This window comes from Paenibacillus sp. FSL H7-0331 (assembly GCF_001956045.1).
Map to the genome: position 1 here is coordinate 144,154 of NZ_MRTH01000001.1, position 25,792 is coordinate 169,945.

Sequence of the window (25,792 nt, forward strand, 5' to 3'; positions counted from 1 at the left end):
GCAAAACGGCATTCTAAACAAAGCAGTCCGAGAACGACCACCTTTGTAAAAATGGCCTTCGATTGGACAAGCTTACAATCGAAAGCGTTTGCTTTTTTAAGCATCTTAACACCATCCATAGAGAGCGGCAACAACCCCTTTTCTCATAATAGTCCTTATACTTAGAAAAACCCTCGAATCCCCACAAAATAGGGAAACAATCCACTTATCTCGCCCAAATAATACCTAATTTCGCCATATGTAAACCCTTTCACGAAATAAGCAAAAAGCAGCTGTTCTTCTTCGAACAGCCGCCATTTGCCGAACCCTTATTTTAACGTATTATTCAAAAAAAGCAGTCAGCTGGGTATGCGTTTTTTGCAGCGCTGCGACATCAACAGGCATTTCCAAAGCATGCAATTGGCCCTGTGCATATTCCTGCAGCTCTTGACGGATATGTTCCGCTAATGCCTCGTACCAGATTTTCAATTGTCCACTATAAGCAGCATACAGCCAGGTCGTCTGTCCTGTCATGTAAACCGTTAGCGGTGCGTTAAGTGCTGCCTCCAGCTCTTTACGCAAATTCTGCTTACCGTCACCCTCAAAGAAATGCTTCGCATTTTTGTAAAAGCCAGCAACCCATTTGTGCTGTATAGATTCGGCTCGGAACGCTTCGGCGCCCTGCGGCGTCTCAAATGCGCTTGCCTCATAGTCCGAAGGCTGGAATGCGGCCAGCTCTTGGCCAAGACCCTGCAGCCACTGCTGTCTTCTTTTTGCGGCGCGGTTATGAATGGCATTTTCAATCCTTAGGGTAATAGCCAGTACCTCCTGTGAAAGATCGAATGCAATCATCTGCTGCAAATCATTCCATGCGGAACCGGCAATAACCAAGGCGCTCCGCCCTTCCTCACGAAAGACAGCCGGATTAAAGGCGAGATTAAACAGCTCTCCAAAGCGGTACGTAGCCCGTTGCTTAACATAATATAACAGCTCTTCAATCTCCTTGAGCAGTTCGCGCTCCTCTGCTTCCGTTCCCTGATTTCTCAGCATGACATCCGCTTCACCTAATGCTTTGCGAATCGCAGTCGCACGTGCCTGACGTCCCTGTTCATCGCTCTGTGCGCTCACAATCCACTGCTGGAGCACATCGGCAGCACGCAACAGATCGGCCTGACCGGAACGAATCGCAATATCGGTCAGCTCACCCAATGAGAAACGGACAAAATCCTGTTCAAAAGCAGAGATCCCGGAAGCCTGCACGGTTTCTTGCTCCTGAGCCAGCTTACCTTCCAGCGCATAGTAGCTGGACATCGGATAAATCCGCGGGTGACGAATACCGTGCTGCTGCAAATTGTTAGATACATGCGTAACGACACCCTCCAGCTCTTCTCCCGAAGATGCCAGATCGGCAGCATTGACGATAAAAAACATTTTATCCAGCTCAAAGCTGTCCTTAACACGGCCCAACTGCAGCAAGAACTCCCGGTCCGCATGAGAAAACGCATGGTTATAATAAGTAACGAATAGGATGGCATCGGCATTTTTAATATAATTAAAGGCAACACCCGTATGTCTGGCATTGATCGAATCGGCCCCAGGCGTGTCTACCAGAACGATACCTTGATCTGTTAATGGATTGGAGTAATACAGCTCTATCAGCTCAACAAAGCACGATTTGCTTTCGTCAGCCGCATACAGACCGAACTGATCGGCATCTACGCGCAGCTCACTGCCCAGATCGGACTCGACAGCCCCCCAGCCCTTCTCCACAGCTTTCAGGAACGTATAGTGCGGCTTACCTTTGGCTGAAACGCGGTCCGCGGATAACCCACGAATGGCCGACAGGCTCTCAGGCAGGCTTGTCGTATGAATGCCGAGCATTTCCAGCGAAAAACGAATGTCATCCGCAAGGCTATCGCGGCTTTTCATCCGTACCTTGGCCGTACCATGCGGCCAGCCGTTCTCCGGCTCCGGTGGCATGATCTTGTTGATAGCTGCCGTCGTCGGATTCGGCGACACCGGCAGTACACGTTCGCCGATCAGTGCGTTGGCGAACGAGGATTTACCGGCGCTGAAAGCGCCGAACAGCGCAATCGTGAAGCGGTTGCGCTGCAGCCGCTCCGCCTTCTCCTGCAAGGAGCGGCTGATGCTTTGCAGCGGCGCCAAGCCCGCGAGCTCTTGCGCGCCGGCGGTTAGCCGCTGCGCCGCGCTCTGCAGGCGGGCGCGATGCCCGCCCTGCGCGAGCGGCGCTGCGCCCTCGCGCGTGGCGCGGCCGCTGGCGGCGGCAACAGCCGCCAGCGCTGCGCGCGCACCGCCTGCGGCGTTAGCTGCAGCCTGCGGAGCTGCTGCTGCGCCGGGTGCGGCCTCGCCTGCGGCCGCCGGGTCCGGCAGCGCGGGCGCAGGCGTGTGTACTGCCGCAAGCGGCGCCGCGAGCGCTGCTGCGTAGGCTGCCTCGGCTGCGGCCAGCCGCTCGAGCTCGCGCAGGCTGCCCAAGCGGCCGTTCAGCGCATCGAGCTGCTCACGCATAGCTAGCAGCTGCGGTCCCTGTGCCGCTGCCAGCATAGCCATCAGCTCATCGATCAGCTCAAATGCCCGCTTACGATAAAGCAGCTTCATTTCCGCAGCAAGCTGCTTCATATAATTTAAGGTATACTCACCGCTGAAGCCTGCCGCTGTATTGACCTGCGAAGCAATCCATTCCGACTCCACCTCAACATGAAGACGTTCTATCGTCTCCCTGATAAGATCCGCACTTACGAGGGTCCTTGTCACCTCCATCGCTTGCTCCATTCCCTTATGAAGCGCCTGCTGCAAATGACGTTCCACCTGAGTAGCTAATTGACCAGCAAAATCATGATGAAGCGCCAACAAACGACGTTCCACTTCCTTCGCTGTTTTCGCTGCTCCTGCAAACAATCCCACCTTAAAGCCAGGTTTACGGCTGTTCAGGTATTCTTGAGCCAGATCTCGGGTAACAGCCGGTGTTATATTGGCATTGTCCAATAAAACGGTCGTATCTTTACGTAATACAGTCCGCAGCTCCTCAGGCTTGGCTACAGCAAGCGCAGTTCTTTCACTTATATCCAGCCATTGCAGCTGTGCAGATTCCAGCTCTTCATCAGCAGCTAACTGAGCACGCAGCTGCTCTTTAAGTGTATCGTTTCGCTCCGCTATTTTGGCAGCATGCATGTTGGCCAGATGCTGCGCGGATTTCTCCAGACTGAGAGCCGATAATGCAGCGTGCTGCTCAATAAGTCGTTCAAGCAGCCAATCGAGCTTGCCCCATTCACTATACGGGTGGTCAGGCACCTTAACCGAAGTATACAAAATACCGTCAGGCTGAATATGCCAGTTAGCAAAAGCCTCAGCTACACCTGTTCGATAGTCAGCAAAAGATAACTCCTGATCCCGATGCTTATCCACTTGATTGATCAACAAATAGAGCGGCTTGCCCCACTCCTTCATTTTTTTGGTAAAGGCAAAATTAATTTCAGACTGCACATGGTTATAATCCATCACATAGAACACCACATCTGCCAGATGCAGTGCCGATTCGGTCGCTAAATGATGAGCATCGTCCGTAGAATCAATTCCCGGCGTGTCCAGCAAACATGCATGATCACCTAAGAATGGCAGTGGATACCGCAGCTCAATCGTTTCTATCGCTTCTCCATCGCGGCAGTAGGCGGCAAGCTCGTCAAGCGGCACTTTCTGAACTTTTGGCGGCAAATCCCCCTCATGGACCCGATGGACAACAATCGCCCCAGATTCCCCACTGCTGATCCTTACGATATTCGCACTGGTGGGAATGGGGCTTGATGGCAGGAGCTGATGTCCGCACAGCTTATTAATCAAGCTTGACTTGCCTGCTGAAAAATGCCCGCAAAACGCTATATACAAACTCCCGCTCTCCATCTTTTGCAGAAGCTGTTCGATCTTCTTCCCATTTTCCTTATCATCGGTCTGCTGCACCTTCGTCAGCAAGGCACGAATCGCACTCTCCATGTTTTCTTCAAGTAAAACTCCGCTGTTCATTCTCTATCTCCCCAATGCAAAATGTTCATCTAAACAACAAAAAAAACCGAATGGCTTCGGTTTTCAGTGTACCACACTTTCAGTAGTCGGAATAAAAATTTCGAACAAATTACCATGCTGCAAAATTGTAATATCCCTGTCACGAACCTTCATAACAACAACCTCTAGCTTTGTTTTCATCCGTTCCAGGTAATTATCAGGCACTTCGCCGGACTCCATGACAGTAATGCCATCCACTTGCTTTTCTTCATTGTCAGCAAGCTTCAAATTAATGATCTTCTCATAAATATCAGAAAATACTTCAAAATCATTCGTATACACAGAGATACATTTCATATTAATCCCATCCTTATTTGGTTGCTTGGTCTCATGATTCACTTATATAGATTTCCTATTACTGACTGTTTTCATACGTTTTTTTCCTTCGCGGCATACATCCAATAGCGGACAGATGCTGCATTGAGGATTTTGTGCCTTGCAATGATAGCGTCCAAAAAATATAAGTCTATGGTGCGTATCCGTCCATTCTTCTTTGGGAACCAGCTTCATCAGCTTTTTTTCTACTTCAAGTACAGAATCATCTTCACTAGCCATTCCCAAGCGCTTCGATACTCGCTCCACATGAGTATCAACCGCGATCGCGGGTACGCCAAATGCATTCGATACGACTACATTCGCCGTTTTTCGACCTACACCTGGCAGCTCAACTAGCTGCTCATGCTTTTCCGGGATTAAACCATCATATTTCTCCAGAACCATTCTGCATAGTGCCTGGATATGTTTTGCCTTATTACGAAAAAGTCCAATGCGACGAATATCCTGCTCCAATTCATCCAACGGGACCGCCACATAATCCTCAGGACGTTTGTACTTTTGAAACAAGGAAGCCGTCACCTTGTTCACGGTCTCGTCCGTACATTGTGCTGATAGCAGTACAGCTATCGTAAGCTCAAAAGCATTCGAGTGATTCAGTTCGCAATGTGCATCCGGAAACATACTGGCCATAATATCAAGTATGCTGCGGGCTTGCTTCTTGTTCATGGAGTGGCCAACAGTCCTTTGTTTGATGATATACATTGTAGTGTACCGAATCTCGGGAAAGTAATCAATATTTAGATGGAAGAAAAACCGAACATTTATCGAATTTTTATTTTTTTAATAAAATAATCTGCAAAAACAGCTACTTGTCGAAGCATCGTTTGCAAATAAGAGCGATTACGCGTCAGCTTTGCTTGTTTAGCAGAAAGTTCCATAAGCGCTTAAATGCTTATGGAACTCTCATTACTCTTTAAGAAAGGAGGATACCCTGCTTATCGAAGTTTATTTAGCTGATCGTGCTTTATTGCTTTTCGATTTCAATAATTTTGTCGTCCAGTACATACAGCGTCACTTCTTCATTTTCGACAAATGCATTGGCCGCTACAGATGCAGTGCCTTTATGCAAGTATGCTTTTGCAAAGAAATTGTAGGTCGATTTATCTCCGGCTGCATTAGGCTTAAGCAGTAGTTGATTCAGCACATTGTCATAAGAGGCCACGGTCCGCTTGGAAGCGGTAGCCACAGTAATTTGCACCTTATCTCCTGCATCTTTAATAATTTCAACCCGATCATTAGGTTTTATTGCATTGAGTGCAGCCAGCGCTACACCGTTCTGTTTGATCACGAATTGAAGTCCTACGGGAACAACCTGCGTCGTTCCGGTCGCAAGCTCTTGAACCGTCAAGGTTCCAGTAGCTGTATCCAATGCTGTGACTTTGCCTCGAAGCGTATTTAATATCACGGCTTTTTCCAGTACATTTCCCGTGAGTGAAACCTTGACAAACTCGTCCTGTTGAATATCGGTAAAATTATGCGTCGATTTAGTAGGATTCGTAATTTTATCATTATTGTCAACGGTGAATACATTCAAAACACCACTCTCATCCTTAACACTAATCTGTCTGCTGTCTGCATTTGTTGTGATTACTTTATAGACCGCCGTCTTTTTATACAGTATTTGACTGATTACATCCTGGTTGCCATTAAATCTTCCCTGAATGGTATCTCCCACTTTCAGGTCTGTAAGCAGAGCATTTGTCTTGCCATACATATCAACCCCAATACCACTCTGTACTTTGAAGGTTGTATTTTGACCTCCACTTGTTCTTAATGTCACTTCACTTGCTGTAGTGTTAAGTTGCGTGATAGTACCTTCTACCTGTATGGTTAGCTCGATCGTAAGCACTTTATCTTTGGATACCTTGAGGTCTACTTTCTTCCCCTTCGTAAACTGTGAGGCAAAGTTGGATAATGGCAGTTCAGAACCCCAAAGTTTAAGTGCTGTATTGTCTGTTAATTTATAAGCATTGTAAGTTCCGCTATCATTAACTACAGTCAATGCCTTTAGATCAGCATCATAATTAACGATAGTGGCCAATGTAATTAAATTAATCGAACGACTGGTCACCGTTACTTTCACGATTTTTTCATTTAACAAATCAAGCTTAAGTTCGTCACCGACTTCAAGATCAAAGAAACCTGCATTAGGCAAACCATCAATCGTGACAAGTGCATTGTCGGCAATAAAATAAGCGCCCAACGAACTCCCCGGTTTATTCACTGTTAAAATCTTTTTGTCTGAACTAAGGCTGGTTAATGTACCGGTTACAGCTGTAGTAATATCAGCCTGCTTACGAATGGTTACTGCCGTTACTTCATTGGTCTTAACCTCAAAACCAACAATATCGCCTATCCGCAGCTTACTAAAATCGGATACCGTGGTACCATCAGGTAGCGTGATTGAAGTTTTCGACGAAATCGGATAGGTTTCATTTTGTCCCGAGGTTTGTTCCAGGAACGTAATCGAGTTCTGCTCCTTTTGGATACTAACCACAGTACCTTCAGCTGATTTACTTAATGGTACTTGCTTCACAATAATTTGACTGATTTTGGCATTCGGCAATAGCATATTACGTTTTAATTCAATGAGACTGCCAGCCTGGATCGTACCAATGCTTAATCCGCGCCCTTCTTTGTCCGTGACGGTTACGGTAGGGGCAAGCTCCTTGAGTACTTTGGTGCCAGCTTGATTAATGGCAACGGTCATTTGATTTAAAAATAAAGTATCCAGAGTACCTTCAAAGGACTCCATCTTTTCCTCATCATTCGTTAATTCCACATAAGAAGCGACTCCAAGTGATTGAATGATATAGACCTGATTCGTTTCCTTTAGTGTTGTTGATGGGATACGACTGTCATCCTTGGCATTATAAATAACTGTACCTACATTCAACGTATACTCACTGGACTGCCCTTTATCATTTTGAATCGTTAATTTATTATCCTTCATGCCCATTACATAGCCAATAACAACCTTATCAGAGCGTTGTGTTAATTCTTTATCCGCACGACTTAAAAAGGTTGCCATTTGTGCACGCGTGACACTGCCAGCAGGCTGGAATTTATTATCGTCCATACCGTTAACAATTTTCAATGAGACAGCTGCATTCACATAACCAACGGCCCACGAAGAGAAGTCCTTGGCATCCTTAAACGTGGATGCATTCGCGGCTTGCTGCTGAGCTAATGTTTCTTTGCCAATGGATCTGATAACAATTTTGGCCACCCATTCCCGTGTTGCGGGTCTAGAGCCCCAAGCTGTTTTGTTAGTGCCAAGGCTTTCCGTTTCTTCCTTGAAATTGATAAGTCCTTTATCCAGCGCATAGGCGATATAAGGTTTGGCATAGCTGTCAACCACAATTCCACCAAGCACGGTGTCTGTTTTAATTTTTAACACTTCATTTTCAAGACCCATTAAACGTAACGCCATAATAATCGCATCCTGTTGGGAAACAGAATTATCAGCACGAAATTCTGCCTTTTCGTAGCCTTGAATGATTCCAAGCGCGGCTAACTTGGTAATATGCTTAATAGCCCAGTGCTGTGGACTTACATCTGAAAACTGGGTAATTGTTGATGCCGAATTCGAGGAGCTAGATGTAGTTGAAGTTGAAGGTGGTGTGATTACAGGATCGGCAGCATAAGCTGGACTGCTCAGGATTACCGATAATGCCATCAAACCGGCAGTCATTTTTTTAATAGACAAATAATTGTGCTTGTTGTTCATGCAAGTTGTTCCTCCCGGCGTATGTGGATAATAATTCATTCATTATGTTTTATACTTAACGCTTAATAGGATGCGGTAGATCCATATGCCCCATTAAGCTTTCTACCGATTTGCCATCTACCAGAACCTCAATATTATTAATTTCCGAGAATTGAAAAATAGTTTTTTTCAAAGCTTGAAGCAGCAGAGCCTCACCACCTGAACCAAGTCTTGCCTCGGGAGCCATTGTAACATTGATCGTAAGCAGTCCACTTTTGGCCGCTGCCGAATGGAACGTAAAACCTTTGAATAGCGCAATATTTTTACTATCAGAGCTCATGCTCAATGCTTTAAGCGCCGCCATATATTTCTCATCATCCTGTTGATAGGATATATTCGTTTCCTGTTCAACAAGCTTTTCTCCAGACTCATCACCATAATAAGCTTTAATTTTCAATTGTTTATTGTTGTCCTGAGCAGGCGTTGCCTGTGGTGTAGCTTGGGATGGTGCCGATATTGGACTACTGCTTGTAACCTGTGGTTTGCTCATTGCAGGACTTGCCAAAGGTTGTTCTGCTGGTGACTTGGCTTGTCCGCAAGCTGACAGCAGCCCCAGCATGCCAATACCAATGATTGTATTCCTGAGTAATCGGTGTTGCATTGTCGTTACCCACTCCCTAATCCAGTCTCAATTGCTGTTTAATACCCGCCACAATCGCTGCTGCCACCTGATTTTGAAAAGTTTCCTGAAACATCGTATTCTCTTGGGCTTTATTAGACAAAAAACCAAGCTCCAGCAGGAGCGAAGGCATGGTCGTATTTTTAATAACATGAAAATCTTCTTGCTTCACCTTTCGGTCTTCAAATCCACTAGCTTTCAACAGCTTTTGATGCATTTGTATGGCGAATGGCAGGCTTTGTTCAGTGTAATAATAGGTTTCAAGTCCATTCACTTCTTCTTTGCCTAATATTGAATTTCCATGAATAGACACAAACAGATCAGCTTTGGCATCATTGGCGATAGACACACGGCCAGGCAGCTCAACAAATGTATCATTTTTACGAGTGAGTATAGCCTCAATTTTCGGCTCTTTGGATAGTAAATTATATACTTTTGTTCCAACTCCCAGCACAAATTCCTTCTCATGTCTGCCTGTAAAGGAAACAGTTCCACCATCCTTACCACCATGACCAGGATCAATAACAACCGTATATCGTTCTTTGGCAGGAGATAAAGACCACACCAGTTGGGTACTCGAACTGCTAGCAGAATCCTTGAAATCTATCTTTTTGTTTAAATCTATGATTATTCTAACGATAGATGATTCTTTGGAAAATAGCAAATAGCGAATTTGAGAGACAGCCGCATTTTTCTCTGTAATTGTCCCTTCACCATTGGAATTCAGCTTGAGCCCGGCAGCCAACTGCCCATTAGGTATATCAATTTGAACTCGGTTTGGATTCGCTGTAGTTGTGACATCAGGAATGGCCTTGCCTCCACTTGTTTTCACAACAAACTGGTCACCCTCCATCGAGATGGATTGGATTACAGTTACAGCTTCAGGCTTTTTGGCGCCAGCCTCTACACTTGTCGTAGTATAAGTAGGCGGTTGATTAGGATTGGCAATTACCGGTTTTGTGCCAGCATTAGATGAATTAGGCTCAGGTGATTGCGCGGATGGTTTATCCTTGGATGAATCTACCGATTTACTTCCATCAGCACCTAGTTTTTCCGAAGGCTTGTCGGTCGCTTTACCGTCCGGCTTGCTCGAAGGCTTTTCAATTGTTTTATCATCCGGTTTGATAGAAGGCTTGTCCGTCGTTTTATTGTCCGGCTTATCCTTGGAGATATTGTCAACTGGCGTCGGAGCTGTTGTCGTCCCTTTGTTATCGCTTTCTTGATTGAACAGAAAAACAGAACGCGTCAGATCATCCCAGGTTACTTTAATTCCCATCTGCTCGCTAATAAACCGTACAGGCAGCATGGCATTGCCATCTACGATCGAAGGCGCTGTATCCAACTGAACAGCTTTGTTATTTACATAAACTTCCTTTTTATCAATAAACATTTGAATACTGATATTGGACTTATTAACAGTCACTTTACGGATTTTCTCTTCCCATTGTACCTTCGAGCCTAGTGATTCGGCAATGATTCTGACGGGTACCATTACTTTATTATCCTTGTTAATAAGTGGTGCCACCTCAGTAGTTAACTGTTTGCCATCGAGAAATAATTGGAGCGGCTGCGACTCCGTAGCATAGCTCATCATCGGTACAAGAAGGAGAGACAATAGCAGCATGGAAAACAACGCAGTAATAATTCTCATTCTACACCTCAACTCATTTTATGTATGTATATTTGTTCTATAAGGAAATTGGAATTTCCATTGCTACTTTTGGCAATTTACGACACTTAATTAGACTGTGAAAATTTAAAAAAGTTTCGTGAACTGACAAAATAAGCCCAAAGCTGCAGGCAGCGCCTGTATACTTTGGGCTTATGTAATGATTTTGTTTAGTTCGCGATATGAACCTTGGCCTGCTCCAACAGCTGACGAAATTGATCTCCTGAAAGCGTTTCTTCCTTCACAAGAATATGCAAGGACTGTTGAAATACGACTCTATGGTGCTCCAGTAATTCTCTTGTTCTCACATTAAGCTCGTCCAGAATCGCCGAGTTTTCTTTCATTAATTCTTCTTTAGTCACCATTTCACGATCTATGATACCAAGCTTTGTCAGACCTGAATCCATCATGGTTCTAACCAGGTGCAGCGCCTGCTCAAAGTCATTCCGTGACCCCGTGCTGCGCCCACCATAAAACATCTCCTCTGCAACCGCGCCACCCAGAGCGATAATAATTTGCTGCTCCAGATTTTCTTTTGTATACAAATATTGGTCCTGCTGCGGATTATGGCGAACATATCCAAGCGCCTTCCCACGTGGACTAAGTGCTACCTGGGATACCGAGCCTGGACGAACCGCCTCAGCAGCGATCGCATGCCCCAATTCATGGAGGGCAACCCGATCACGCTCTTCCTTTGTTGATTCTCTATCGGTTTTCTCACCGAGCATCACTTTATCCACTGCCTGAGAGAGATGGCTTTGATCAATCGTAATGGCTTCCTGACGCATAGCGTAGATCGCGGCCTCATTCATCACACCTTCAAGCTGAGCCCCTGAGAAATGGAACGTTTCTTCCGCAATCTGCTCCAAATTGACTGTATCAGCAAGAGGTTTATTTTTGGCATGAATATTCAGGATATGCAGTCTACCCTTTTTATCCGGCAAGTCCACTTCAATATGACGGTCAAAACGACCAGGACGCAGTAAGGCACTATCCAGCATCTCCTTACGGTTGGTTGCCGCCATAATCAACACCCGCGGCGTAGTCGTCGTATGAATACCATCCATTTCGGTCAGGAGCTGGTTTAATGTTTGATCATATTCACGATGCTGTCCACCATCCCGCTTGCCTCCGATAACATCAATTTCATCGATAAACACGATGGCACTTTCTTTATTTTCTTTTACTGCGCGGGCCCGTGCTTCTTTAAATAAATCACGGACTCTGCTGGCACCCACACCTACATACATTTCAACAAACTCACTGCCGGATGCAGCCATAAATATCGAGTTCGTGTAATGTGCGGCTGCTTTGGCCAATAGCGTTTTCCCGGTTCCGGGAGGACCTGTCAGCAATATCCCTTTCAACGGTCGAATACCCAGCTTGGCAATCTCATCATGCCTGATCAGGAAATCAAGAGCTTCCTGAAGCTCTGTCTTGGCGCGCTGTTGACCTCCAATATCGTCAAAAGTCATATAGCTCGGTGTCACATTACGCGATTTGCGTTCGGAACCACCTATTCCCATGCTGGCACCGCGCATCCGGTTCATATAGAATAGGGCTCCCACTATAATAATCATAAAAATAAGCGGAATAGCGTTTATTCCTATAAAAACGAGGAACAATAACAATACGGGCACAAAACCAATAATGATTTCTTTATATATTTTATCCATTTGTCCACACTCCCATTTTGGCAGACGTACGCGGAAGCATTAAATATTTGCTTTTATCACCATCTGTCAAAGATATATACACATACTTGTCGTCCATTTCCGTAGCAACCTTTAACCCTTCAGAATCAAGGGCACGAGCCTGTAATGTTTTGGGGATTTGTGTATATTGCTTGGTTTCCATAGCCTGAGCAACATCGAACAAAGCGGAAGACCACCATTGATCCATTCGTGGTGTCGATTCATTCGTTACTTTCAGCTTTAATTCTTTTTTTCCGATCAAGCCGGAGCCTTCATTCTGAATTCGGTTATACACCTCGCGAAGACTTGTCCCGGATGCAAGCTTTAATTCTATTAAGGCAGCTTCACTTGAAATACGAGTTTGTACATGCTCTACACCAGGAGTGCTGCTTACAATTGCAGACAAAGGATTTTCCATCGCAAAGCTCTGGTAAGCAAACCATCCGCCGAATAGTAATGTAGCTGAAATTGTAACACTAACTAATAAAGGCAATAAGCGCAGCTTCATAAAAGCAGTCAGTCCCCTTTCCAATCAAGATTCTCAGTCAACCTGTACACTATTAGTATATCACATGTTATATACTAAGTGAGAGCTAAACTAGTTGGAAATTCGAATACATTACTATAAATGTAACAAAAAAGCCGCACTTTATATGATAGAAGTTACCCCCCTATAATTGTGCGGCATGAGCAGTTATTGAATACTTAGACGGTACGTATCGAGCCAGGTACCATCTTTAAACAAATAGTAATCGTAATAATAGCGGTCAGGATTGGTTTCTTCAGCAGCGATTTTATAGAACACTTCCCACACGAGATTGCCATTCCACACACCAGGCACCATACGCTTGATGTTGGCAGTTGGCTGGCGGCTTAAAGTTAGCGCCTTTGCTTTTTCAGCATCGATTCCATCAGCAGCCATTTGTGTGAAAATTTGATCCTCGCCTACCCAAACCACCAGCTTTTGGCCTATCTTATCTTCCCCATAGATGATCGTATATGGCTGTTCTCCAACAAATCTCTCCACATTGGTAACTTGTGCCAAAATCGTTTTCTGGTAAGCAGTTTGCACCGCATTACGTTGAATCTGCCATTCTTTTTCTTGAATCGTATTATAGAAATATACGCCGAGAAATAACAACAAGGCTGCAACGAACACCGCTGCTGCTGTTATTTTAATCTTCATTGCACCGAAGCTCCAGTTAATCGTTCAAAGCAGCTTTGAGCGTCGTAGAGTATTTTTTCTTCATCAAGGGTTAAGCATACGCCGTCTTTCACAATTCTCTGCCCATCAATCCACACATCGCTGACATCTTTGGCGGAAGCCGAATAAATGACATGAGATACAAAGTTGGTTTTCGGGAAAAAGTGTGGTTGATCAATATCCAGAGCGATGAAATCAGCTTTCATCCCAGGCTGAAGGGCACCAACGTCTTCCAGCCAAATGGATTTAGCTCCATCCAACGTTCCCATCCGGATAGCCGCTTCAGCAGGAACTGCTACAGGGTCTCCGCTCACACCTTTATGAATCAGAGCCGCAAGACGCATTTCTTCAAACATATCCAGGTTGTTATTGCTAGCAGGACCATCAGTTCCTAATGATACCTTAATTCCCTTACGGAGCAATTCGGGTACACGTGCCACACCGCTTGCCAGTTTTAGATTGCTTCCTGGATTGTGGGATACCCTAACATCATATTGGGCCAATACATCTATCTCTTCATCTGTCAGATGAACTGCATGAGCAACAATGGCCGGTCTGGAGAAAAGTCCAAGCTTGGCCAAATGAGCTACAGGTCTTGCTCCGTATTGTTCGACGTTTTCCTGAACCTCACGTGCTGTTTCGGACATGTGAGTATGGATCGGCAATTGAAGCTCATGAGCTACTGCTACGATTCGTTCAATATAATCTGGAGGGCATGTATAAGGAGCATGTGGAGACATCATCGTTGTGATACGCCCGCCAGCTTTGCCATGCCAATCCAGTGCAAATTGTCTTGCCTCTACCAGCTTAGCTGTTTGAACGTCAGGAGGACACAATCCAATAACACCACGAGTCAGGACAGCACGCATTCCGCTTTCCTCGACAGCTTTCGCGACTTCATTCATATGATCATACATATCTACAAATGTAGTCGTTCCGCCTTTAAGCATTTCCAGAATGGAGAGCAGTGTGCCTGAGCGCACATCGTGAGCTGTAAATTGTCCTTCCATGGGCCACATTTTCTCCTGCAACCACACCTGTAATGCGAGATCGTCACCATAGCCGCGCAGCAATGACATCGCAGCATGGTTATGAGTGTTAACTAAACCCGGCATAAACAGCTTCTTGGACCCGTCAATACGCTCGTCATACAGCTCAAGAGGCTGTGGAAGATCTTCTCCTATGTAAGTAATCAAATTATTTTCAATGGTCATATAGCCTTGAATAATTGGTTTTTGCTCATTTAATGTTAGAAATACACCATTCGTTATGATTGTTTTTGTCATTGTCACCCGAATCCTTCCTCGCATTTAGCTTCAACTTTTACTGTACAACTTCAAAGTTTTAAAATCAAGTATTGAAGACCCTCGCAGCCAGATAACCGTTTACATAAATGAACTTTCATGAACATATCTTGAATTGGATAAACTATCATTGCATTCCGTTACTGCTATATGGTATTTTTAATTTTGCGTGAATTTTAATCGCCAAAATTCTACATAATGAATCTAAATACTTCGTATATTATTAATTTATTGTTAATATAGAAGTCAGTTCGCTTCGCATCACTCATTTTATGTTCATAAATTTATTTTTTCTTCACAAAACTCAAGTACATGCTTACGAAGTCAGTTTTGCTTCACAAAACTTTAAGTACATGCTTACGAAGTTAGTTTTGCTTCACAAAACTCTAAGGAGGCTATTCCATGCTTTTCGCCAAAAAAAATGATGCGGATTTCTTGCAACTGCTCGTGAAATCTTCAGAGAACACGCTTGAGGCCGCCCAAATGTTTCGCACTGCGGTTATGGGAGATCAACCACCCGCTTCCTTCTATCCACAATTAAAGGAATTGGAACACAAAGGTGATCAAATCACGCATCAAATTTACAAGGGTCTTAATAAAGTGTTCATTACTCCCATCGATCGTGAAGATATTATGGAACTCGCATCCAAGCTTGATGATGTTATAGATGGTATTGAAGCCTCCATAGCGCGTTTTGATTATTTGAATATTAATATAAGTGATAATTATATGAAGGAATTTTCAGCCGTAATCGTTTCCAGCTGCCAGCATATTCTCGATTCGTTCAAATTACTGTCCAAGAAAAAATATTTACAAATCAGTGAGCACACCGTACAAATCAACTCACTTGAAAATGATGCGGACCGTTTAATGCGTGAAGGCATTCGAGAAATCTTTATGAACCCCAAAGATCCCTACCATGATTTCAAGCTAAAAGAAATCTATGAGCGTCTTGAAGAAACAACCGATGCCTGTGAGGATGTAGCCAACATTCTGGATAGCGTCATTATGCGTTATTCGTAAGCTGTGTGAAATCGCTAGGAGGAAATTATGTTAACTACATTAATAATCATTGTTGCTTTGGCGCTCATCTTTGATTTTATCAACGGGTTTCACGATACAGCCAATGCGATTGCTACATCTATCTCTACCAGGGCCCTGACACCCAAATTCGCAATCATCTTTGCATCCGTTTTAAATTTTATAGGTGCGATATATTCCTCCGAGGTTGCCAAAACGGTAGGTGGCAAGGTGGCTAATCCGGCAACCATTCCGCATGGCGTCGAAATTTTGATCGCTGCACTGCTAACAGCTATTATATGGAACCTCATTACTTGGTACTACGGGATTCCTTCCTCATCATCGCACACCTTAATCGGAGCTTTGGCAGGCAGCGTTATATCCGGTGCGGGCTTTGCAGCTTTAAACTGGAGTGGCTTCAAAGAAATTGTCATTATCCTGGTCCTTTCGCCAATCATCGCCTTCGCCACAGGCTTTCTGATCATGTGGATCATTCGAAAGCTTATCATTGTAAATGGCAATCAATCGCGATCCAAGATGAATCGGATGTTCCGTTTTTTTCAAATCTTTTCTGCTGGACTTCTCTCGTTGTCCCATGGTGGCAACGACGCACAAAAAGCAATGGGAATTATGGTGTTTGGACTTGTTACTCTTGGCTACCAGACGGATCTGGATGTACCCTTATGGGTCAAAATTTCTGCTGCAACCGCGATGGGCTTAGGTACTTCCATTGGTGGCTACAGAATCATCAAAACGATGGGCAGCCGTCTGTTGAAGATTGAGCCGATCAATGGCTTCGCATCCGATTTGAATTCATCGATCATCATTCAAACCTCAACTGCCATTGGCATGCCGTTATCGACCACACATGTTATCTCTTCCTCCATCATAGGAACAGGTACGGTCATGAGATTTCATGATGTTAAATGGGCTACTGTTAGTAAGATGGTTATGACCTGGATTATTACCATTCCGATCTCGATGATACTTTCATTTCTTATTTACAAAATCATTGCTTTATTTGTATAGATCTTCTAACTGCTTAAACATCACAAAAAGACCGTTCAAAAGTTTAAAGCTTTTGAACGGTCTTTTTGTGGATTATCATTTTCATACAGGAGCTAAAACTCTTGTCTACGCCCCTTACTCTTCATCCAGATAATAAGCAAGGCTTTGCAGCTCCGTAGTGAAATCAGCATGATGAACTCGAATCTCATTAGGCACCTTAATAATGATCGGAGCAAAATTAAGAATGGCTTCTACGCCGCCATCCACAAATTGATTAGCTACATTTTGTGCTTCAAAGGCAGGAACGGTAATGATACCGATCCTCACCTGCAGACTTCTGATGGTTTCCTTCAGCTCTCCCATAGGCTTAACCTTGAGATTGTTAATGGATTCACCAATCTTCGATTCATGGGCATCAAATATAGCAACAATTTTCATATTATCCCTCAGGTAGGCGTTATAATTGCACAGCGCCCTGCCCAAGTTACCCGCTCCAACCAATGCGACTGGAATGACTTTATCCAACTTCAGAATTTGGCGAATTTTTTCTATCAGATAATCTACATCATAGCCGATTCCTTTTTTCCCAAATTCACCAAAGTAAGCCAGATCCTTACGGATTTGAGCAGGATTCAGATCAAGCTTCTGACCCAAATCCTGTGAAGAAACGGTGTGCACACTTTTTTTACTGAGTTCATTCAAATAGCGTAAATACACAGGGAGTCTTCGAACAACTGCTTCCGATATTTTGATCGTTTTCATACTTCGCTTTCTCCCATCCATTGCTTAATTCTACCCACTAGCTGATTCGTAGGCATATGTTCGATTTTGGGTCCGGGTAGCGAATACAAAAAGTATTTTCCGTAGGTCGAATCAATAACACGCGTATCGTAAATAATGACAATACCTTTATCCTTGGCCGTACGAACGAGACGTCCAAAGCCTTGCTTGAAACGAATGACTGCTTGTGGAACCGATAATTTCATAAAAGGATTCAAATTCAGTTTCTTCAGATTCTCCATCTTTGCTTCGACCAAAGGATGGTTCGGTGGTTGAAAAGGCAAACGCACAATGGCCAGACAAGTTAATGCATCACCGGGAATATCCACACCTTCCCAGAAGCTGCTCGTTCCGAGCAATACACTGGAAGGACTATTCTGGAACAGCCGCGTCAGCTTACTGCGGTTACTGCTATCTACACCCTGGCCTAATACACCTATACCGAATGGACTCAGCTTCTCTTTTAAAGCCGCGTGGGTTAGCTTCAGCATCCGGTTGGATGTAAATAACACCAGCATACGTCCCTTCGTTTCCAGGGCTACTTCCGCCAGGGACTGAGACAAATTGTCCAGAAAATGCTTATCACCAGAGTTGCTGCGTATGCTGGGAAAATCTCTTGGTATCGCAACCAGCGCTTGCTGACGGTAATTGAATGGCGATTGCAATTGGACCGTTTTCAGCTTGGCCTCGGGTTCATTGGTATTCAAGCCTAACTGTTCACATGTATAGTCAAAGGACTTGCCAACTGATAGTGTCGCCGAGGTCATAATCACACTATCCTTGGCTTCGAAGAAATGCTCCTGAAGCATAGGACTGACATCTACAGGTACACTAATAAGCTGAATGGACTTACTCTTGCTTGTTCCCGCTTCAAGCCAGTATACATAGTTATCGTCGGTCAAAGCCATAAAAAAATGAAGATTGTCTCTCAGCCTATACAGTTCCTTCACCGAACCGCTAATGTCGGTCACCAAACCCTGTACATCCAGTACTTCCTGCTGATCTTTTACTTCGTTGAGCACTTTATCCAGCTTTTTCAAAATTTCAGTCAGCTTTAAATACATGTTCTCTTCCAGTACAAGAAGCTTATCCCAGCTTGGTGGTTTGTCATCCTTTTTAAGCCGATAAACCAATTGTCCGCCTTCGGTTTGCTGGGAAGGGTCAGAACGGGTTGATACCAATTGAAAGAGCAAATCTGTCAATTCATCCCATTCCTCTTTAATCTGCAGCAGAACAGGAAGCATCGCATCTAGAATCTGACTCCACGCAAGCCCCTTTTCGCCGTCTGCCCTGCTCAGCTTTGAGCTTAATATGGGAAGTTGTCCATTACGACTATCCTTGTAAAGCCACCACAAAGTACCGACAAAAGCACCGTATACGACTTCGATACCCAGATGCTTGCTAGCCACCTCTTCAAAATGATGCGCTTCATCAATGACCAAATGCTTGTAGCTTGGAAGCAGCCGACTTTCTGCCTTCGTATCTGTAAACAGCATCGAATGATTCGTAATAACCAGGTCTGCATTGCTAGCATTGTTGCGAGCCCGGTGGTAAAAGCATTTTTTAAACCACGGACAGGCACGATTCAGGCAGGAATCCGAGTCGCTCGCAACCGAATGCCAGAACTGTGTACCTTTGCCACTAAAATGAAGCTCTTCATCATCGCCATGTTCGGTTTCACTCAGCCACACCAGCATTTGTCCCGCCGTCAGCCGATCTTCCTTGCCATGCTCAAAATCCTGCTGGCCCATCTTGGTCTCAAATTTGCGCAAGCATAAATAATGGCTTCTTCCTTTGAATACGGCAGCACGAAAGCCGACTGGAAATAAATCCATTAACAGCGGAATGTCTCTTTCCCTGATCTGCTCCTGCAAATTGATTGTATGCGTACTAACGAGCATTTTTTTGTCATGCTTTAGCCCGTAAAACAAGGATGGTATTAAGTACCCCAGCGATTTACCTGTGCCAGTACCTGCCTCGATCATCAGATGCCGCTCCTGCTCGAACGCAGCTTCAACCTCGGCCAGCATAATCTCCTGTGCTTCACGATCCTCATAAGCTGTAAAGCGTTCCTTGAGCGCTTGTTTCAGCTGAGCAAAAAATACTGCGAAATCATCAGGCAACGTTAATAAGTCTTTCTCTTCCCGAACCGAATCCTCTTCGCCCCAGTCCTTGACTGCAAGAGTAAACTGTCGATAATTTTGGCCGGCCGGCTCTTCGTCTCCCGCAAACATTTCCTTGAACATAATCATTTCGCGCACAAACCAGCCAAAGTCGGTCGTAACTTCATCAAATACCATCGATAAGCGCTGCAGTGTAAGCAGAGACAATTCCTGGAACCGCTGCAGACAGCGTATCCATAATAGCGCAGTAACCTCTGCGTCACTATCTGCTTGGTGCGGTCGCTCATGCTCAATACCGAAGCTGTTACATACCATACTTAACTGAAAGCTGGATAGGGATGGAAACAACACACGAAGCGCATCAATTGTATCCAGTACTTTACCATCAAACGCAAAATATCCATGCTCATCCAAAGCTCGTTGCAAAAATGACAAATCAAATGCAATCGCATGACCGACCAGTACACAATCCTGCAAAAGAGGCACCATACGGGCCATGACCGTATCCAGCTCGGGCGCATCTTTAACCATTTCATCATCTATGCCTGTTAAAGATATTATAGAAGAAGGTATACTGATCCCTGGATTTACCAGAGAAGTATACCTGTCCGTGATGGTATCATCTACTATTATGACGAGGCCAACCTGAATAATGCGGTCCGTAGTCTGGCTCCCGGTCGTTTCAAAATCCAAAACCGCGAATTTCATTACTCTTCAGATACTCCTTCGTTCTTGTTTCTTTTAAGCATACCAATACTCATCCAAAAAGGGAATAGAAAAATTACCAATAGAAATCAAGCTGTCCTTTTTTTTCACTGCATAATCCCATTTCGAGAAGAGGCTCTACACTGGATGGGTCCGATTGAAACGCCAAATTGAAGTACTCGGAGGCCTTGTCTACATTCTGTTCATGCATTTGAATACAACCCATCGCACTGCAGGAAATAGCTTTGATTTGATGATTGTGTGTGCATTGGGATAAGAAAATAAAATGACCGTAGCTGTCGGATATGTCACCTTTTTGCAAAAAGCTCATGGCTAAATACAGTCTCGCCAAGGTGAAGTCCGGCTGCTCACGAACCAATACCGTGAATTCCCGGATTGCTTCGCTGAACATCATCAGCTTGTAATAGCCCTGCCCCCTTACAAACTCGGCTGTGCGTACGTCACCCAATTCCGTCTTCATTCCGTCGGTTAAAGCCGCTGCTGGCTGCTGGTCCCTGTAAAAACATGCAAGCTTCTCCTCAAACAGCAGCCACTCTTCAATAAAAGTGTCACTCATCGTTTTGAGCATATGCAGCTTTTCCTCAAGCTCCTGTTTGTGCACACCTGCTGCCGCCTTATAATACACAGCAACTTCATCGAGCATTTCATTCATTGAGGTAAAAAGATGTTTGAACATAAGCGCATCCCACCTTAAGCTTTGAGCATACCCTCATTTTTCGCTCGAAAGCCTCTTTTCATTCGTTACAGCACGGTGGAATGAATTTCTTCCTTAAGAACGCTGATAACCTTATTATTTTCGCCCATAATGGCTATACTCGGCGTATGCTTTCTGGCTTCCTCGTCAGACATCATCACAAAGGATAAAATAATGACTGTATCACCAGGATGTACCAGACGTGCCGCGGCCCCATTCAAACAGATCACGCCTGAGCCGCGTGGACCCGGAATGACATAGGTTTCAAAGCGCGCACCATTGTTGTTGTTCACAATCTGTACCTTTTCATTAGGAAGAATATCGATCATATCAATTAAATCTTCGTCGATGGTAATACTTCCGACATAGTTAAGATTAGCTTCCGTAACGGTAGCGCGGTGTATTTTGGATTTCAGCATAGTTCTGAACATAGTTGTTAACCTCCTGGTTGTTGCCGCTTATCGATGTAAGCTATTCCTGCAACTGGATAATTACATTGTCAATCAGTCTTGTTTTCCCAAAACGGACAGCCAAAGCGATAATCGCTTCCTTCGCATCTTTCATACGTTCTATCGGCTCCAGATCAGGGTAAGCCAGTATTTCCACATAATCGATATCCGCTAACGGCATTTCCTCAATTTGCTTACGTATCGCTTGTTGCAGCTCTGATGCGGGCAAATTCCCACCCGTTTCGATAACCTTCTGCTCCACCTGCTTTAACGTACGTGAGAGCACGAGAGCTTGCTCGCGTTCCTCAGGCTGAAGATAAACATTGCGTGAGCTCATCGCTAATCCATCCTGCTCACGAATGATCGCACAAGGCACAATTTCGACCGGCATATTTAAATCGGTAACCAGCTGTTTAATAACTGCTACCTGCTGGGCATCCTTCATGCCAAAAAAAGCTGCATCGGGCTGGATGATTTGGAACAATTTCGTCACGACGATGCCAACACCGTCAAAATGCCCTGGACGCGATGCGCCGCACAACCGTTCAGTAACCCCTGACACCAGTATTTGCGTCTTGCTCGGCCGCGGATACATTTCAGCCGTTGAGGGGCTAAACACAATATCTGTACCTGCTGCCTTCGCCAGCGCCAAATCACGTGCTTCATCCCGCGGATAACGTTCGAAATCCTCATTTGGACCAAATTGCAGCGGATTGACAAAAATACTGAGCACGACAATATCACATTGCTGGCGTGCCGCTTGAAGCAGACTTGCATGACCTTCATGGAGAAAGCCCATCGTTGGTACAAATCCGATACGTATGTTGGGCTTCTCAGCTCTTAAGTTGCTTATTGTATTCCGCAAAACTTGTATTTGATGTATGTGCTCCAACCTAGTGCCTCCCTCTATTTGCTGCTGCCATACAGAACAGCGGCAACTTCTTCATCCATATGATAAGTATGCTCGCGTGCAGGGAAGCTGCGGTTCTTCACTTCAGCTACATATTGCTTTAACCCGCTGCGGATCGCTTCGCCTGTTTCCGCATAAACTTTGACAAATCGTTTGGGCGCTATATCCGATCCATAGCCCAAAGCGTCATGGAATACGAGAACCTGCCCATCACATTGTGGACCAGCACCAATACCGATAGTTGGAATGGAAAGCTGCTCCGTGATATGCGCGGCTAGCTCCTCGGTTACAAGCTCAAGTACAATAGCATAAGCACCTGCTTGCTCCAAAGCCTTAGCTTCATCCAACAGCCTACGGGCTTGCTCCGAGCTTTTCCCTTGAATCTTGTAGCCGCCAATTTGATGGATCGACTGTGGCGTCAAACCAATGTGCCCCATAACCGGGATACCTGCCCTTGTACAGGCTGCTACGGCTTCTGTGATCTCCAATCCGCCTTCCATCTTCACCGAGTTGGCTAACCCTTCCTGCATAATACGAGCTGCATTACGAAGCGTAGTATCCAGGCTGCCATGATACGTCATGAATGGAAGATCCGTCACGACAAAGGTAGACGTAGCCGCGCGCACAACGGACCGCGAATGATAAATCATATCGTTCAATGTGACTGGAATCGTGGATTCATATCCCAGAACGACATTACCCAAGGAATCACCAACCAGGATAGCATCAACACCTGCTTCCTCTGCCAATCGTGCAGAAGGATAATCGTAAGCCGTTATCACAGATATCGGATTACCATCTTGCTTCATCTTTTTAAATTTCGTAACCGTGTTCGCTTTACGTTTCTCCATGTTAACACCTGCTTCCTGTAGCTTAGGTTACCACTATCACAAACAAAAAAACCTTTCAGCCAAGGATAGGCAAAAAGGTCACATGAACTAACATCATATGATCCTTCTGTCTCGGTCCGTTAGGCTCAGAGCAGAATCCGACATATTCCATAAAGCTTTTCAGTTGTTAAACGATTCCATTCACAATAATCAAAAGCAGGTTTGTGAGTGCAATTCATCACTGATATCGCCTCATATTAGCTTCATTATAACAAATTTTATATCCAACGAACAGACATTATTTTTGCCGTGAACCAAATTCCACATTACTTGAATACCATTTGGTCAGAGACCCATCGGCAAGACGGACGACGAGGGCTCCTGCATCATCAATGCCTTCTGCCGTTGCCTCGATCATGCCTTGTGGTCCTTGAGAACGAACAGCACAGCCAAGTGATACATTAAGTGCTTCCCACAACAGCTTTACAGGCGCAAAGCCCTGCTCATGATACAGCTCGTACAAAGTCTCCAGCTCCAGTAAAAATTGGCATAACAGCTGCGTACGATCAACCTGTTGAGCTGCTTCTATCGATAAAGATGTTGCTACCGACCTTAATTCTTCAGGAAAATCATCCGAATCCAGATTCACACTAATTCCGATCCCTGCTATGACGTGCTGCAGCTTCTCTTCATCGGCACTGGATTCTAACAGGATACCACTAATTTTTTTACCTTCGATTAACAAATCGTTTGGCCACTTGATACCAACCGGAAGCGAGGTAAGCTTACGAATCGATCTGCATAATGCGACGGCTACCAGAAGCGTAAGCTGAGGGGCAAACTGGAGTGTAATCCGCGGCTTCAACACCAGACTCATCCATAACCCTTTTCCTTTGGGAGAATGCCATTTGCGTCCCATTCTGCCGCGACCGGTCGTTTGATGCTCGGCAATGACAAGCGTACCCTCTTCTGCACCTTCAAGTACCATCGAATGCGCCAACGTATTCGTGGATTCAACCTCATCATAATACAGAATCTTGCGTCCTAATACACGGGTTTGCAGCTGCTCCATAATATGCTCGATATCCAGCTTGTCCGGTTTACTTATGAACCGATAGCCCTTGCGCGGAACGGCTTCGAAGACATATCCTTCCGCGCGTAAACGCTCAATATGCTTCCATACCGCGGTACGGCTGCATGCGAGCTTGTTGCTCAGCTCTTCACCGGACAGAAATACATCCGGATTACTGACAAATAATTGTATCAATTGCTCATTTATATTCATACAGATGTACCGCTTCCTTACAGATTATGATATTTGACGAATCGCACGGCTTCAGCAATAAGCAGACCTGTTTCATTCGGCAATAGCCCAAGCGCCGTTTCCTGTAATAAATGACTGAGAACCTCTGTAACCCATGGTCCCGGTGGCTTATCCATATGTGCGAGAAGCTCTTTCCCCCCGACCTGAAGCAGTTTGAGACTGTCTACGATCAAAGCCTCGAGCCATTCCTTCCCGTGGCTAAGCATGATAGCACATGCCTCAACAGTGAGGCCATGACTCTCCATCCACCGAGGCTCGACAGCCAGAATATCATAAAGTGTCAGCCATGCCGCTTTACCGTAAGTCAAGGCGCCGAGTTTCCATAGATGTTCAAGCTTTTTCTCAAGAGCAGGTTCTTGAACATATTCATCCTGATTCAGGAGCAGCCCTTCCCTAAGCATATAGAATGCAGCTGCCGCCTTATAAACCCGTTTTATCTGATCCACAGAGAAGGTGAGTACTCTCATATCTGCTTCGATCTCAGCCGCATTCAGACCGATTGACAAAAATAAATAGGTCCATCGTGCATCCGATTCCAATAGCAAATGGATAGCAGTCGGCATATGCTCCCGATCCAACTGAGCCAGCTTTAAGGCTTGCTTCGTTTCACGGAGAATGCCGCTCGAAACCAGCAAACCAAGTGCTTTCAGCGGATCTACTCCTGCAATCATCCGTTCCAGCTCCATGCGTACCCGCTCCATTGCGATATGCTTAAGAAGCAGGGAACGCTCACACAAAGCCTTCCACGTTGCTGCCTCCACCTCCAAGCCATATTCAGCGGAAAATCGGATACAACGAAGCATACGCAGCGCATCCTCTGTAAATCGTTCCGAAGCGTCACCCACACAGCGGAGCAGCCCGTGCTCCATATCAGCTAAACCACCAAACGGATCAATTAAATTCCCATGCTGATCCAGCGCCATCGCATTCATCGTAAAGTCACGCCGCTGCAAATCCTCATGCAAACTGTCAATAAACTGCACCTTGGCAGGACGACGGAATTGCTCATATGCCGCCTCTTTACGAAAAGTAGTTACCTCATAATGATGAGCTCCAAGGACAACCGTTACCGTGCCGTGCTGCAGTCCTGTTGGGATTGTGCGTTCAAATAGATCCAGCACCTGCTCGGGCTTGGCAGAGGTGGCAATATCATAATCCTTGACGGGCCGGTGCAGCTGCTTATCGCGAACACAGCCGCCAACCAAATAAGCCTCGTAACCCTGCTCCTGCAGCTTCGTAAGAACGGTATAAGCCCCTTGCTCCATGATTCCCTTCATTCC

Annotated in this window: 20 protein-coding genes; 2 read left to right on the forward strand and 18 right to left on the reverse strand. The window is 45.2% G+C overall.

Translation table 11 applies throughout. The features are described from left to right. Positions 1 to 321: 321 nt before the first annotated feature. From BK127_RS00645 to BK127_RS00690, 10 genes are all read right to left on the reverse strand, one after another. Positions 322 to 4,014 carry a dynamin family protein gene (locus tag BK127_RS00645; RefSeq protein WP_076227490.1) on the reverse strand — a complete coding sequence of 1,231 codons (3,693 nt, stop codon included), beginning with the start codon at positions 4,012 to 4,014 and terminating at the stop codon, positions 322 to 324. Positions 4,015 to 4,077: 63 nt separating this feature from the next. Continuing rightward, entirely contained in the window at positions 4,078 to 4,350 is a 273-nt protein-coding gene (locus tag BK127_RS00650) for an NAD/NADP transhydrogenase alpha subunit (protein ID WP_076228343.1), read from the reverse strand. Between the two features lie 42 nt (positions 4,351 to 4,392). Then, entirely contained in the window at positions 4,393 to 5,055 is a 663-nt protein-coding gene (nth, locus tag BK127_RS00655; protein WP_076227492.1) for an endonuclease III, read from the reverse strand. 298 nt (positions 5,056 to 5,353) lie between these two features. Then, positions 5,354 to 8,119 carry an S-layer homology domain-containing protein gene (locus tag BK127_RS00660; protein ID WP_076227494.1) on the reverse strand — a complete coding sequence of 922 codons (2,766 nt, stop codon included), beginning with the start codon at positions 8,117 to 8,119 and terminating at the stop codon, positions 5,354 to 5,356. Positions 8,120 to 8,174: 55 nt separating this feature from the next. Next, positions 8,175 to 8,759, reverse strand: coding sequence for a GerMN domain-containing protein (locus tag BK127_RS00665; protein ID WP_076227496.1), 585 nt, complete (start codon positions 8,757 to 8,759; stop codon positions 8,175 to 8,177). A 16-nt stretch (positions 8,760 to 8,775) separates the two neighbouring features. Further along, positions 8,776 to 10,428, reverse strand: coding sequence for an N-acetylmuramoyl-L-alanine amidase family protein (locus BK127_RS00670; protein WP_076227498.1), 1,653 nt, complete (start codon positions 10,426 to 10,428; stop codon positions 8,776 to 8,778). Between the two features lie 188 nt (positions 10,429 to 10,616). Continuing rightward, positions 10,617 to 12,122, reverse strand: coding sequence for an AAA family ATPase (locus BK127_RS00675; protein ID WP_076227500.1), 1,506 nt, complete (start codon positions 12,120 to 12,122; stop codon positions 10,617 to 10,619). Then, positions 12,115 to 12,648, reverse strand: coding sequence for a hypothetical protein (locus BK127_RS00680; protein WP_076227502.1), 534 nt, complete (start codon positions 12,646 to 12,648; stop codon positions 12,115 to 12,117). The genes BK127_RS00675 and BK127_RS00680 overlap by 8 nt, the downstream gene beginning before the upstream one ends. 186 nt (positions 12,649 to 12,834) lie before the next feature. Then, positions 12,835 to 13,326 carry a cell wall elongation regulator TseB-like domain-containing protein gene (locus BK127_RS00685; protein ID WP_076227504.1) on the reverse strand — a complete coding sequence of 164 codons (492 nt, stop codon included), beginning with the start codon at positions 13,324 to 13,326 and terminating at the stop codon, positions 12,835 to 12,837. Next, the gene (locus tag BK127_RS00690) at positions 13,323 to 14,630 is read right to left on the reverse strand and encodes an amidohydrolase (protein WP_076227507.1); all 1,308 of its coding nucleotides are present in this window, start codon (positions 14,628 to 14,630) and stop codon (positions 13,323 to 13,325) included. The genes BK127_RS00685 and BK127_RS00690 overlap by 4 nt, the downstream gene beginning before the upstream one ends. 420 nt (positions 14,631 to 15,050) lie before the next feature. Here BK127_RS00690 and BK127_RS00695 point away from each other — a divergent pair, with 420 nt between their 5' ends. After that, entirely contained in the window at positions 15,051 to 15,671 is a 621-nt protein-coding gene (locus BK127_RS00695; RefSeq protein WP_076227510.1) for a DUF47 domain-containing protein, read from the forward strand. 27 nt (positions 15,672 to 15,698) lie between these two features. Next, positions 15,699 to 16,697 carry an inorganic phosphate transporter gene (locus tag BK127_RS00700; protein ID WP_076227512.1) on the forward strand — a complete coding sequence of 333 codons (999 nt, stop codon included), beginning with the start codon at positions 15,699 to 15,701 and terminating at the stop codon, positions 16,695 to 16,697. A 114-nt stretch (positions 16,698 to 16,811) separates the two neighbouring features. Here the strand turns inward: BK127_RS00700 and BK127_RS00705 are convergent, their stop codons facing one another. The 8 genes from BK127_RS00705 to BK127_RS00740 all read right to left on the reverse strand — a co-directional run bounded on the left by BK127_RS00705 (position 16,812) and on the right by BK127_RS00740 (position 25,789). Beyond that, positions 16,812 to 17,438, reverse strand: coding sequence for a redox-sensing transcriptional repressor Rex (locus tag BK127_RS00705; protein WP_076227515.1), 627 nt, complete (start codon positions 17,436 to 17,438; stop codon positions 16,812 to 16,814). Further along, complete coding sequence (gene dinG, locus BK127_RS00710) at positions 17,435 to 20,287, reverse strand: ATP-dependent DNA helicase DinG (protein WP_076227517.1); 2,853 nt, start codon at positions 20,285 to 20,287, stop codon at positions 17,435 to 17,437. Before dinG ends, BK127_RS00705 begins: the two co-directional genes overlap by 4 nt. A gap of 73 nt (positions 20,288 to 20,360) precedes the next feature. Then, positions 20,361 to 20,981 (reverse strand): tetratricopeptide repeat protein, encoded by a 621-nt coding sequence (locus tag BK127_RS00715; protein ID WP_076227520.1) that lies wholly within the window; start codon positions 20,979 to 20,981, stop codon positions 20,361 to 20,363. A 65-nt stretch (positions 20,982 to 21,046) separates the two neighbouring features. Continuing rightward, a complete protein-coding gene (gene panD / locus BK127_RS00720) occupies positions 21,047 to 21,430 on the reverse strand; it encodes an aspartate 1-decarboxylase (RefSeq protein ID WP_076227523.1) in 384 nt (127 codons plus the stop codon). A gap of 40 nt (positions 21,431 to 21,470) precedes the next feature. Then, the gene (panC, locus tag BK127_RS00725) at positions 21,471 to 22,340 is read right to left on the reverse strand and encodes a pantoate--beta-alanine ligase (protein ID WP_076227525.1); all 870 of its coding nucleotides are present in this window, start codon (positions 22,338 to 22,340) and stop codon (positions 21,471 to 21,473) included. Positions 22,341 to 22,354: 14 nt separating this feature from the next. Then, the gene (gene panB, locus BK127_RS00730; RefSeq protein WP_076227527.1) at positions 22,355 to 23,209 is read right to left on the reverse strand and encodes a 3-methyl-2-oxobutanoate hydroxymethyltransferase; all 855 of its coding nucleotides are present in this window, start codon (positions 23,207 to 23,209) and stop codon (positions 22,355 to 22,357) included. 277 nt (positions 23,210 to 23,486) lie between these two features. After that, entirely contained in the window at positions 23,487 to 24,473 is a 987-nt protein-coding gene (locus BK127_RS00735; protein ID WP_179097339.1) for a biotin--[acetyl-CoA-carboxylase] ligase, read from the reverse strand. Positions 24,474 to 24,490: 17 nt separating this feature from the next. Then, complete coding sequence (locus tag BK127_RS00740) at positions 24,491 to 25,789, reverse strand: CCA tRNA nucleotidyltransferase (protein WP_076227529.1); 1,299 nt, start codon at positions 25,787 to 25,789, stop codon at positions 24,491 to 24,493. Positions 25,790 to 25,792: the final 3 nt, after the last annotated feature.